The following is a 12,030-nucleotide window of genomic DNA, read 5'->3' on the forward strand; positions in this document are numbered from 1 at the left end:
CCGTCGTCTATACTGCAGGTAAACCGTTTGAGAAACAGCATGTCACTAGTTCGTAAGTTCTTCCCTCTGGCACTGGCACTGGTCCTGCTGGGGGGCGCCATTCAGGGAGTGAGTGGCCTTCGTTCCGAGCCGGAGGTTCAGGGTGACCTGAAACCCACCAGCGACCAGCTGGATGCCGCTGCGGAAATTGCTGCCAACTTGAAGCACCACTATCGGCGGCTGGAGTTCGACAACTCCTTGTCCAGCCAGGTGCTGGACAGCTATCTCGAGGACCTGGACCCCAATCGCCAGTATTTCCTGGCCAGCGACATTCGCGAATTCGAGCGTTACCGCAACAAACTTGATGACCAGCTAAGCGATGGCCAGCTGGAAGCCGGGTACACCATCTTTAATCGTTTCCAGGAACGCCTGGAAACCCGATTGGAGAAGCTGCTGGACACCATCGAGAACGATCTGGAGTCATTGACCTTCGATGATGAGGAAACCGTGCTGGTGGATCGGGGTGAAGCGCCCTGGGCAGCGGACGAGGCGGCGCTGGACACCATCTGGCAACGCCAGCTGAAAAATGCAGTTCTCTCCATGCGGCTCAATGACAGCTCATTGGACGACATTCGTACCCGTCTGACTCGGCGCTATGAAAGCCAGCTCAAACGAATTAACCAGAACACCCCGGAGGATGTGTTTCAGGTCTATATCAATGCCCTGACACAGACCTTTGATCCGCATACCAACTACTTCACACCACATAACTCGGAAAATTTCGACATCAGCATGAGCCGTTCCCTGGAAGGTATCGGGGCAGTGCTGCAATACGAAGACGGTTATACCAAGGTGGTACGTCTGGTTCCTGGCGGCCCTGCCGCCAAAAGCGGCCAGTTGAAACCGGCTGATCGGATCGTCGGGGTTTCCCAGGATGGCGAAGCACCGGAGCCGGTAATCGGCCTGCGCCTGGATGAAGTGGTGGATCAGATCCGTGGCCCCAAGGGGACCAAAGTCAACCTGGAGATCATCCCTGCCGGCAGTGCCAGCGAGCACGACACCCGTACCATCACCATCGAGCGCAACAAGGTGGTGCTGGAGGAACAGGCCGCCAAGAAGGATGTGATCACCATTGAGCGTGATGGCGAAACCATGAAGCTGGGCATTATCGAAATTCCAGCGTTTTACCTGGATTTTGCCGCCTTCCACCGGGGCGATCCCAACTACACCAGCACCACCAGTGATGTGGCCAAGCTGTTGGTGGAATTACGCAAGGAAAACATCGACGGCCTGGTAATTGATCTGCGCAACAATGGTGGCGGCTCCCTGCTGGAAGTTAACAAGCTGGTCAGCCTGTTTATCAATCGAGGCCCCACTGTGCAGGTGCGCGAGTCCAGTGGCCGCGTCAGTATCGAAGGCGACAAGTTTCCCGGAGTACTGTATGCCGGCCCCATGGCGGTGATGGTCAATCGCTTCAGTGCTTCAGCCTCGGAGATTTTTGCCGGTGCCATGCAGGATTATGGCCGCGCCCTGATTGTCGGTGACCAGACCTACGGCAAAGGCACGGTACAGACCCTGCTGGATCTGAATCACGGCAAATTGAAGATGACCAATGCCAAGTTTTATCGGGTCTCCGGCTCCAGTAACCAGAATCTGGGCATCGTACCGGACGTGGATATGCCTTCGCTGATCGACAAGGATGAGGTGGGGGAAAGCTCCCTGCCCAACGCCCTGCCCTGGGATGAAATCAACTCGGCTAAATACCAGCGGGTGAGTGATATTGTTCCCTACCTGCCTCAGCTGCGTGAAAAGCATTCCAGCCGCATTGATAAGGACCCGGAGTTCATCTACGTGGAGTCCCTGCGCAGGCTTCTTGAGGAAAATCGAAACCGGGTTGAGCTGTCACTGAATGAGAAGAGTCGCACCGCTACACAGAAAGCGCTGGACAGCGAACGCCTTGCCATTGAGAACAGTCGCCGCAAATCCCGCGATGAAGAGCCGCTGGGGAGCATCAAGGAACTGCGTGATCTGGAGGAGCAGCGGGCGCTGGACCCGGAAAGTGATGAGGAGTCCATCGACGAAGATCCCTACGTACGGGAAACCGGGGAGATCCTGGTGGATTACATGAGCCTGATACGAGAGAACCAGGTGGCCCGGCAGGGCTGATCTTGGCTGCTGTAATAAAAAACCGGCTTTCGCCGGTTTTTTTATTTTTCAGGCCAGAGCCTTGAAGCCCCAGCGAGCCGGGTTGTCACCCAGCCCGGCTTTCAGTGTTCGCCGGCCCAGTTGGTGATTCAGGTTTTCCAGGGCTCGCTTGGCCGGGTCTGGCAGAAACCGCACTCCGAAACTGGCGGCACTGACAGCGGTCTTTACCACTCGCACTGCTGTGGCGGCCGGAACACTGCTGTTGATGTTGAGATCATCCGCCACCTTGTCACCGATAAGATAGCGGCTGAAGCCTAGCAATACCTCATAGGACAAATTGAATGGCGGCTTGCCGGCCATGTCGCGCAATAGCGCCTTGGCGAGGGACTCGCTGTCCGCAGTGGGCTCGTACAGATGAGAGGTCAACTGCATGGCGAGGATTTCCTGCTCTTCCAGGGTGGTTGTCAGCAGTGCCTCGTCGACTCCGAGCAGGTAACCCGCATAACGCCAGAAATAGTGCATGGATTCATGCTCATGCCGACTGATCTGCAGGCCAAGACGCTTGAGCCCCCTGACCACCATGAAATCGAACTCCAGGATGGTGCCGGCCATGTCTTCCTGATTGATTGGCAGGTCGTATTTGGTATTGTCCCACCGGGGATTCCGGGCAAGAAACTGGCGAACTGCCGCGTGTAGCAGCCGCACTTCCATCAGCGTGCGGTGCCCCAGGCCACCCGGCCGGATACCGTCATCGCCGACGATGTTGTGGAGCATCTGTCCGGTTTCGTAAATTCTGCGGGAAACGTCTTTCTGCAGGCGACCGGTGGCCACCAGTACCTGGGAGGGCTTGTTGTGCGCGTAGCCCTCCACAAGGCTTGAACACATCAGCACCAGACCCTGCAGTGCGCCATTGCGTCGGTACATGCGCCGACCCAGCTCCATGGCGTCGAAATCCACCCAGGATGGCACTGTATGGCAGTGGTCCAGAAAGGCCTGAAAATCCCCACCCTCTTCCCTGGCCCGTTTTTCCACCTCGTCGAGCAGCCCGGAAGGCCGGGTGAATGTGATTTGCGCAGCACAGCGATCTGCCAGCGGGTCCTGCACCTGCCGCCAGGCATTCAGACGTTCATGGGAATAGCGATCCCACCAGACCCGTTCGCGGGGACTCTGCGGGCCTCGCTCGAAGCGGATCAGTTCCTGCGGTGTTGCCATCATTACCTCGCCATTGTTGTTATCTCGGAACTCATGAGTTCTGGGATAACGCTAGGCTGCCAGGGCTATACGGTCAACACACTAAACAGTGAAATCTGTTACCCCTTCGATAAGGGTGTTGATCAGCCATTGAGGCGCATCCAGAGGCAGGTCATGGCCTGCCTGGGGGTGGCATTTGATGGGTAGGTCCCAGGCCTGCGAAAGAGCCAGCGAGCAGGCCGGGCTGACCAGACGGTCCCCTGCCCCATTGATGATCAGCACTGGAACGCTTTCCGGTAAAGCGGCCGGGGCGCGAAAACGCATGGCAGCAAGTAGCTGTCTCAGGCTGTTACGCAGCGATACGGGGTGTTCGCGCGCATACTCCGCCCAGGTTTCTGCCAGCTGATGCAGAAACTCCGGCTCGCGCAGATTGGAGGTAATTTCCAGAATCGCGGTTTCCTTGCGTACCCGGTTACGACTGAACACCGCATCGCTGAGCAGGCGCCGGTAATTGGCCGGGCGCAAGCGACGCCAGAACGGGCTGTAACGGCTGGCACTAGTATTGATCAGGCCCGCAAAGGCCACTTCGCGGGGGGCCTGACACAACCATTGCACAGCCACCATCGCTCCCAGTGACAAAGCGACCAGGTGATAGGGGCCCTGATGCCCCTGCGCGGTCAACTGGTCGCGTAGATGGACTACCATGGCAGCAATCTGAGTGGGGCTTTTCTCTTCACAGAAGTGGCCATTTCCGGGCAAATCCACCGTTACCACCCGATCCTGTGGCACACTGGCCTGAAACTGTTCAGGAAAGTCCTCCCAGTGTCTCTGCTCACGAACCAGGCCCCGCAACAACACCCAGGTTCTTCCCATGCTGACTTACCTCCCGAGATACAGACAAAATCAAACAGTGACTTTCGGTGCAGCCAATGACCCGATATCCAATACCGGCTAGAATGCCACCGGCGTTCAGGATGGCAAATGGAGTTTCTTCGCGACTATGACACGAAAAACCGTAAAACGGGTTAAGACCGGCTCGGTAGAGCGACGCTTTTCCATGGCCAAGGCCGGATTTCTGGCTGGCGCCAAGTATGCGACCGCCAGTGCCGGGTCCATCTTTACCCCAAAAGACCAGCGTGAGGCCCGCCGCAAGGAGAACCTGTCCGCCCGTGCCCAGGAGCTGGTGGATGAACTGGGCAGGCTCAAGGGCTCTGTGGTCAAGATCGGCCAGATGATGGCCCTGTTCGGCGAGCATTTCCTGCCCGAAGAAGTGACCACGGCGCTGCATACGCTGGAAAACCAGACCACCGCCCTGGAGTGGCCGTCCATTGAGCGCCATCTCAAGCGAGAGCTTGGCGAGGTCAAAATGGCGGAGCTGGATATTGAGGAGACCCCACTCGGGGCAGCCTCCCTGGCTCAGGTTCACAAGGCGATTCGCAAATCCGACGGCAAGGAGCTGGTGCTCAAGATCCAGTACCCCGGCGTGGCCGATGCCATTGATTCGGACATGCGCGCCCTCGTTCGCCTGCTCAAGCTGAGCCGGCTGGTACCGATGACCGAGCAATTCAATCTGTGGCTCGATGAAGTGCGCGAAATGCTCCAGCGGGAAGTGGATTACGATCTGGAAGCCCACACCACCCGCCATTTTCGACAGGTGCTGGCCGAAGATACCCGTTTTGTGGTGCCGGAAATCGTCACGGAGTACTCCAGCCACAACATCATGTGCATGACCTTCGAGCGCGGTATCAGCGTCACCGACCCGTCCGTGCTGAAGCTGTCCCAGGAGCGCCGCAACTTTATCGGTCGCGCCATTATGGAGCTGTGCTGTCGGGAAGTGTTCGAATGGAACAAGATGCAGACCGACCCGAATTTCGGTAACTATCTGCTGCGTTTTGGTGATAGCCCGGAGAACGACCAGATTGTGCTACTGGATTTCGGCGCCATTCGGGACTTTGATAACGAGGTGCTGGGTCCGGGCCGGGAAATGATTCGTGCCTCTTTCCATCACGACGGCGACCGCCTGGTCCGTGCCCTCAACGCCCTGGATTTTCTCGCTCGTGGCGCGCCGCGCCGGCTGCTGGATGATTTCTGTTCGCTGTGCTTTGAAGCCATCGAAGTGCTGCAGGACCCGGACCGCTACCCGCCACCGGCAGAAGTACTCAATGACAAAGGAGAATACTGCTGGGGCAACAGCGATCTGCCGAATCGCATCATGAATCGGGCCAGCCGCAATGCCTTGTCGGTGCACTTTGACGTGCCTCCAAAGGAATTTATCTTCCTGGCCCGCAAGCTACTCGGCGCCTACACCTTTTTGCACGTGATTGAGGCGGAAGTGCGGGGAAACACTATTCTTGAGCCTTTTATTCACATGCAGGAAGAGGCTGATGTGATCCTGGTTGATCAAAAAACCATCAGTCCGGTAGATTAATTGCTCAGAAAATGACGAAAATGCGGTTTTATCACCCGCTTATCGGTGCGATAACGAATTGTCATTTGCCAAGGTGGCATAGCCACAATAAGGTTAGCACCCTGCTGAGAGCCTGTTTCAGGCCTTTGCGCCACCGACGAAGATCGTCGTCCGGTTTGCCTCACTGCAAAGATTGCAGTATCCGGTCCACCGGCGGTATTCGACCTTCGCAGTGTGATGGATGACAGTAACGGCCAGCCGGCCCGCTTCTCCAGCACACTCGGGACGCAAGGGCCTGAGACAGGCTCTTGTCGGTCGGCTCTCATGAAGCGACCGTTTAACGAGGCTTTCAAGGCGCCGGGTTGCCAACTCTGCCGCTCTGATAGCTGATTATTTGCGAACCACAACGGGGGTAACGCAGGTGATTATCGGTGTTCCCAAGGAAATCTGCCCTGGCGAGCAGCGCGTTGCTATAACGCCTGCCAATGTCAGCGCACTGCTGAAAAAACAAGGTGTCGAGATCATCATCGAGCGTGGTGCCGGTGATATTGCCGGTTACCCGGACAGCACATTTGAAGCTGCCGGAGCCAAGCTGGTTGATCGCGACGAGATCTTTACTTCCGCGCAGGTGGTACTGCAGGTGCAAACGCCTGGCAGCAACACCCAGAACGGCAATGAAGATCTGGAGAAATTCAAGCAAGGCCAGATCGTTATCGGTATGACCGATCCGCTGGCCAACCCGCAATTTGCCCAAACCCTGGCCGACAAGAAAGTCACCGGCCTGGCGCTGGAGCTGGTACCGCGGATCACCCGCGCCCAGGCCATGGATGTACTCTCTTCTATGGCGATGATTGCTGGTTACAAATGCGTCCTGTTGGCCGCCAACGAATCCCAGCGCATGTTCCCCATGAACATGACCGCTGCCGGCACCATGAACGCCTCTCGCGTGTTCGTAATGGGTGCTGGTGTGGCAGGCCTGCAGGCCTGTGCTACCGCCAAACGCCTGGGTGCCGTGGTCGAAGCCTATGACGTGCGCCCCGCGGCCCGCGAACAGATCCTGTCTGTCGGCGCCAAGCCGGTAGAGCTGGACCTGGATACCGGTGAAGCCGAAGGCTCCGGTGGTTACGCCAAGGCTCAGGGCGAAGACTTCCTCAAGCGTCAGCGCGAGCTCATGACGGAAGTCATCAAGGAAATGGATGTGGTGATCACCACCGCTGCCGTTCCCGGCGCCAAGAGCCCGATTCTGGTCACCGAAGACATGGTCAAGGCCATGAAACCCGGCTCCATTATCGTGGATCTGGCCGCAGAACGTGGTGGCAACTGTGATCTGACCGAATCCGGCAAGACTGTTGTGAAGCACGGCGTTACCATCGTCGGCCCGGAGAACGTCCCCTCCTCCGTGGCGTTCCATGCCAGCCAGATGTTCGGCAAAAACATGGAAAACTTGCTCAACCTGCTGCTGGACGATAACGGCGATCTGCAACTGGACTTCGAAGACGAGATCGTTGCCGAAACCGTGGTCAGCCACAATGGCGACGTACCCCAGGCTCGCCTGCGTGACTTGCTCGGCCTGCCCGCTCTGGCGAAACCTGAGCCCGAGGCAGACGAATCCGCGGATGCGGACTCCGACGCCACCAAGGAGGAGGAGAAATAATGGATTTCGTAGCCCAACTAACCCTGTTTGTGCTGGCGATCTTCCTCGGTGTGGAACTGATCACCAAGGTTCCGCCCACCCTGCACACCCCACTGATGTCCGGTTCCAACGCGATTTCCGGTATTACCGTGGTGGGCGCCCTGATCGCCGCCGGTTCTGATTCCGGCATGCTGATCAATGTGCTGGGCTTTATCGCTGTGGTGCTGGCCACCATCAACGTGATTGGCGGCTTCATGGTCACCAATCGAATGCTGGCGATGTTCAAGAGGAAGTAATTCATGCAGAACTGGATTGATATCGCCTACTTGATCGCCGCCTGCCTGTTTGTGGTGGGCATCAAGGGGCTAACCAAGCCGAAAACTGCCGTGCGCGGGAACCTGCTGGCTGCCGCCGGTATGGGTGTTGCCGCCGTGGTCACCCTGCTCAACGAGCATATTGTTACTTATGAAGTCATCATCGCCGGCGTCGTGGTCGGCGGTCTGATTGGCGCTGTCATGGCCAAGAGGGTGCAGATGACTGCCATGCCGCAGATGATCGCTCTGCTGAACGGTTTTGGTGGTGGTGCGTCCTTTTCCGTGGCTTCCGCCGAGTTCTTCCGCGGCTCTGCCAACGACACGGTGTCCATCATTGCTACCGGCGCTGCCGTATTGATCGGTGCGGTCACCCTGACCGGTTCCCTGGTCGCGTTCGCCAAACTGCAGGAACTGATTGATGGCAAGCCCATGGGCTTCCCTGGCATGAAGCTGGTCAATGCTGTCCTGTTCATCGGCTCCATCGTCGGCATCGGTTACCTGGTTGCCAATCCGGGCAATGAGATGGTGTTCTGGGGTCTGGTGGCTGCGGCCATGGTCCTCGGCCTGTTGCTGGTACTGCCAATTGGCGGTGCAGACATGCCGGTGGTTATCGCCCTGCTGAACTCCTACTCTGGTGTGGCGGCATCCGCTGCCGGTTTTGTAATGGGCAACAGCGCCCTGATCATCACCGGTTCGCTGGTCGGCGCTTCTGGTCTGATCCTGACCAGTATCATGTGTAAAGCCATGAACCGCTCCCTCACCAACGTTCTGTTCGGTGTGATGGCGGAAGCTGGCGAAGCCATGGACGAAGACGAAGTCTATGCTGGCAAGGTGAAGTCTACCTCTGCAGACGAAGTTGCCATGATGCTGGAAACCGCACGTCGCGTTGTCATCGTGCCCGGCTTTGGTCTGGCCATGGCTCAGGCTCAGCATGCGGTCCGCGAAATGGCGGATACCATGGAAGCGATGGGTATCGAAGTCGAATACGCCATCCATCCGGTTGCTGGCCGTATGCCCGGTCACATGAACGTACTGTTGGCGGAAGCCGAAGTGCCCTACGACAAGCTCAAGGACATGGATACCATCAACCCCACCTTCGAGCAGACCGACGTAGCCATCGTGCTGGGCGCCAATGACGTGACCAACCCCATGGCCCGCGAAGACAAGGGCAGCCCGATTTACGGCATGCCTATCCTCAACGTAGACAAGGCCAAAACCGTGGTTGTGGTAAAACGCTCTCTGAGCGCCGGTTTTGCCGGCCTGCCCAACCCGCTGTTTGCCAAGGATAACACTCTTATGTTGTTCGGCGATGGCAAAGGCGCGGTGCTGGATATCACCACCGCCCTGAAAGAAGGCTGATCGGTAAGCGGATCAGGAAAAGGGGGAGCTTCGGCTCCCCTTTTTTGTTTCCGCCTGCGCTTTCTCTGTGGACTTGGGTCAACCTGAAAGGCGCCACCCATAAACAACGCCGCAACGGGTGGATCACGCATCCACGCTACCCAGTCATGCGGCGTTGCTTGTTTGCTTCCAGGCGACTACCCACAAAAAAGCCCGCTCGTTGAGGCGGGCTTTTTTGTGTTGCTGCAGCGGAAACGTGCTCGCATTACTTGAACGTATAAACCAGGCCTACAGTCACCTGATGATCCGTCTCCTTGCTGCCTGCCGGCACCTTGGATTCATGCTCCAGCAGATGGCGCAGCCGCAGAGCAAAGTGGCTGTTGATCTTGCTGGTCAGGGAAGTCTCCATCCGGGTGCTGGTGGAGTCTTCACCGACTTCACTGCTGATTTCTTCCTGGAACTCGGCGTTTTCACTGATCTGCCAGTGATACTTCAGAGCCAGACGGGCAATGGCGCTTTCTTCTGTGTCTGCACAGTCGCTGTAGGAATCTTCCGGCTCCAGGCACTGGACGCGATAACCGGGACCCGCTTCTATGTCCAGGGTATGCGCTTCGCGTTCGATGACGCGGCGACCCAAACCGACAGCGTAGCTGGCCTGATAATGGAAACCGGAGAAGTTGTCCTTCTCGTAGGTCACCACGTTAAACAGATAATTACGGGATTCCTCACCAAGCTTGCGATCCAGCTTATAAGAGGCAAAGTAATTCTCATCGGTACGGTTATATTCATCCGTCTCCTGATCCCGCTCTTTCTCATTGTTGGCATCAGCTTTGAAGTGATGACGCCAAAACGCGCTGTCACGGCTGGCGTTAGCGTGAGCGTTAACCGAATCTGAATCGGTGTTGCCACGCTTGAAAAGCAGGCCTACGGAAACATCCCCGGACCATTTGCTAGCTTCGCTGGTGCCTTCCTCGGCCGCTACTGAAACCGCCGGCAAGGCGGCGGCAATCAGCATGGCAGCGAGATACTTACTGCGCATGAATCTCTCCTCTACTCACTTTTGTCCAGATGTACATCCATCTGTGGAAACGGAATGCCGATACCAGATTCATCAAAACGGCGCTTCACGGTTTCCGTGGTGTCCCAGAGTACCGGCCAGTAGTCGCCGCTCTTGACCCAGGGGCGGCACAGGAAATTGACGGAGCTGTCAGCCAGCTCGCCCACCACGATAGTCGGTGCCGGATCCTTCAGGACTCGTTCATCAGCAGCCAGAACCTCTTCCAGCACTTTTTTCACCACGGAAAGGTCCGCATCGTAAGCAACCCCGAACACCATATCTACCCTGCGGGTGGGTAATTCGGAGTAATTGGTGATGTTACTGGACATGATTGACCCGTTTGGCACGGTAATTACCTTGTTGTCAGGGCTATTCATCACGGTAGCGAATATCCGTATTTCCTTCACGGTACCGGAGGTGCCACCGGCTTCCACATAGTGACCAACCCGGAACGGCTTGAACATGATCAGCATCACGCCGGCCGCAAAGTTACCCAGGGAGTCCTTCAGGGCCAAGCCAACAGCCAGGCCGGCAGCACCGAGGATAGCTACCAGTGAGGTGGTTTCCACGCCCAGCTGGTCCAGAGAGGCGATGATGACGAAAACGAATAACAGGACATGAATGATGTTGCCCAGAAACTTGGCCACTTCCGTGTCCAGCTTTTTATCCATCACTCGGCCTAGCCATGCAGCCAGCTTGCCCACAATCCACTTACCGACAATAAAGATGACCAGCGCTGCGATGATATTCCAGGCGTAGGGCATCAGGTTTTCGTTGGCAAAGGTTTCAAGTTGAGACAGATATTGATCCATTAAACGTACTCCTCATCCAGTGAGCGCGAATTATGCCCATTCCTGTGGCTGGCCCAAGATGCAGACACAGACAAGTGCAGAATTTTACAAAGGTTTCACCTGACAACAACGACGTAAACAACCCGCCCGCTGCCAGCTTGCTACACATAATGAAACCTTCGTGCTCTGGTGACCAGTCCCGGCGCTCACTCGAGTCCATTTAGCTGCCAATACGTCTCCATGTCTGGGTATCTGCCGAGCTGGCCGGTATAATGCCCGGTCACATTTGCTGTCCTGTCGGAGTCTTCAATGTTCAAGAGCGTTCGTGCGCCCCTGACCGCCCAACTGCAACAACGCATCCTGATTCTGGATGGTGGCATGGGCACCATGATCCAGGGCTGCAAGTTCACCGAGGAAGACTTCCGGGGCAGCCGCTTTGCCGACTGGCCCAGTGACCTGAAAGGCAACAACGACCTGCTCTGCATGACTCAGCCGGAGCGGATCAAGGAATTGCACAAAGGCTATCTGGACGCTGGCGCTGACATCATCGAGACCAACTCCTTCAACGCCACCTCCATCGCCATGGCCGACTACGACATGCAGGATCTGGCGCGGGAGATCAATGTGGCGGCCGCCCGCGTGGCCCGACAGGCTGCTGACGAAGCCTCCACCCCGGACAAGCCGCGCTATGTGGCCGGCGTACTCGGCCCCACCAACCGTACCGCCAGTATCAGCCCGGACGTGAATGATCCCGGCTACCGCAACACCAATTTCGACAAACTGGTCGAAGCCTACCTGGAAGCACTGGATGGCCTGGTGGAAGGCGGTATCGACCTGATCCTCATTGAGACGATCTTCGATACCCTGAATGCCAAGGCTGCGGTATTCGCGGTGGATCAGTACTGTTACGAGAATGATCTGGACCTGCCGGTGATGCTCTCAGGCACCATCACCGACGCCTCCGGGCGGACCCTCACAGGCCAGACCACCGAGGCCTTCTACAACTCCCTGCGCCACGCAAGACCGATCAGCGTCGGGCTCAACTGTGCCCTGGGACCCATGGAGCTGCGCCCCTACATCGAAGAGCTATCCCGGATCTCCGAGACCTATGTGTCCGCCCACCCCAACGCCGGGCTACCCAATGAAATGGGTGAGTACGATCTGGACCCGGCCAC

The 12,030-nt window shown here is 57.3% G+C and carries 9 protein-coding genes and 1 pseudogene; 6 read left to right on the forward strand and 4 right to left on the reverse strand.

All coding sequences use genetic code 11. The features are described 5' to 3' along the window. Positions 1-39: 39 nt before the first annotated feature. On the forward strand, positions 40-2,145 hold the full coding sequence (locus B3Q33_RS03510; protein ID WP_272961791.1) for a carboxy terminal-processing peptidase: 2,106 nt from the start codon (positions 40-42) through the stop codon (positions 2,143-2,145). Between the two features lie 48 nt (positions 2,146-2,193). On the opposite strand, the gene B3Q33_RS03515 is transcribed toward B3Q33_RS03510, so the two are convergent. Both B3Q33_RS03515 and B3Q33_RS03520 read right to left on the reverse strand, forming a co-directional pair. Next, positions 2,194-3,339 (reverse strand): oxygenase MpaB family protein, encoded by a 1,146-nt coding sequence (locus B3Q33_RS03515; protein ID WP_272961790.1) that lies wholly within the window; start codon positions 3,337-3,339, stop codon positions 2,194-2,196. A gap of 78 nt (positions 3,340-3,417) precedes the next feature. Further along, positions 3,418-4,188 (reverse strand): alpha/beta fold hydrolase, encoded by a 771-nt coding sequence (locus B3Q33_RS03520; protein ID WP_272961789.1) that lies wholly within the window; start codon positions 4,186-4,188, stop codon positions 3,418-3,420. Between the two features lie 127 nt (positions 4,189-4,315). On the opposite strand from B3Q33_RS03520, the gene B3Q33_RS03525 reads away from it, so the two are divergent. The 4 genes from B3Q33_RS03525 (at position 4,316) to B3Q33_RS03540 (ending at position 9,028) form a co-directional block, all read left to right on the forward strand. Then, positions 4,316-5,743 (forward strand): ABC1 kinase family protein, encoded by a 1,428-nt coding sequence (locus tag B3Q33_RS03525; RefSeq protein ID WP_272961788.1) that lies wholly within the window; start codon positions 4,316-4,318, stop codon positions 5,741-5,743. 373 nt (positions 5,744-6,116) lie between these two features. Next, a complete protein-coding gene (locus B3Q33_RS03530; protein WP_272961787.1) occupies positions 6,117-7,376 on the forward strand; it encodes a Re/Si-specific NAD(P)(+) transhydrogenase subunit alpha in 1,260 nt (419 codons plus the stop codon). Then, positions 7,376-7,651 (forward strand): NAD(P) transhydrogenase subunit alpha, encoded by a 276-nt coding sequence (locus B3Q33_RS03535; protein ID WP_035244439.1) that lies wholly within the window; start codon positions 7,376-7,378, stop codon positions 7,649-7,651. Before B3Q33_RS03530 ends, B3Q33_RS03535 begins: the two co-directional genes overlap by 1 nt. 3 nt (positions 7,652-7,654) lie before the next feature. After that, positions 7,655-9,028 (forward strand): NAD(P)(+) transhydrogenase (Re/Si-specific) subunit beta, encoded by a 1,374-nt coding sequence (locus tag B3Q33_RS03540; protein ID WP_272961786.1) that lies wholly within the window; start codon positions 7,655-7,657, stop codon positions 9,026-9,028. A gap of 244 nt (positions 9,029-9,272) precedes the next feature. Here the strand turns inward: B3Q33_RS03540 and B3Q33_RS03545 are convergent, their stop codons facing one another. Both B3Q33_RS03545 and B3Q33_RS03550 read right to left on the reverse strand, forming a co-directional pair. Then, complete coding sequence (locus tag B3Q33_RS03545; protein ID WP_035244443.1) at positions 9,273-10,046, reverse strand: DUF481 domain-containing protein; 774 nt, start codon at positions 10,044-10,046, stop codon at positions 9,273-9,275. Positions 10,047-10,057: 11 nt separating this feature from the next. Next, positions 10,058-10,876, reverse strand: coding sequence for a mechanosensitive ion channel family protein (locus B3Q33_RS03550; protein ID WP_035244445.1), 819 nt, complete (start codon positions 10,874-10,876; stop codon positions 10,058-10,060). A gap of 288 nt (positions 10,877-11,164) precedes the next feature. Here B3Q33_RS03550 and B3Q33_RS03555 point away from each other — a divergent pair. Continuing rightward, positions 11,165-12,030: pseudogene (locus B3Q33_RS03555) on the forward strand (homocysteine S-methyltransferase family protein); the annotation flags it as partial.

The sequence above is a fragment of the Alcanivorax sp. UBA3183 genome, assembly GCF_002364155.1.
GTDB lineage: Bacteria > Pseudomonadota > Gammaproteobacteria > Pseudomonadales > Alcanivoracaceae > Alcanivorax > Alcanivorax jadensis.

Coding starts and splice junctions, on each gene's coding strand:
- B3Q33_RS03520 (WP_272961789.1), bottom strand. CDS start 4,188: ATGGGAAGAACCTGGGTGTTGTTGCGGGGCCTGGTTCGTGAGCAGAGA.
- B3Q33_RS03535 (WP_035244439.1), top strand. CDS start 7,376: ATGGATTTCGTAGCCCAACTAACCCTGTTTGTGCTGGCGATCTTCCTC.
- B3Q33_RS03510 (WP_272961791.1), top strand. CDS start 40: ATGTCACTAGTTCGTAAGTTCTTCCCTCTGGCACTGGCACTGGTCCTG.
- B3Q33_RS03540 (WP_272961786.1), top strand. CDS start 7,655: ATGCAGAACTGGATTGATATCGCCTACTTGATCGCCGCCTGCCTGTTT.
- B3Q33_RS03550 (WP_035244445.1), bottom strand. CDS start 10,876: ATGGATCAATATCTGTCTCAACTTGAAACCTTTGCCAACGAAAACCTG.
- B3Q33_RS03545 (WP_035244443.1), bottom strand. CDS start 10,046: ATGCGCAGTAAGTATCTCGCTGCCATGCTGATTGCCGCCGCCTTGCCG.
- B3Q33_RS03515 (WP_272961790.1), bottom strand. CDS start 3,339: ATGATGGCAACACCGCAGGAACTGATCCGCTTCGAGCGAGGCCCGCAG.
- B3Q33_RS03525 (WP_272961788.1), top strand. CDS start 4,316: ATGACACGAAAAACCGTAAAACGGGTTAAGACCGGCTCGGTAGAGCGA.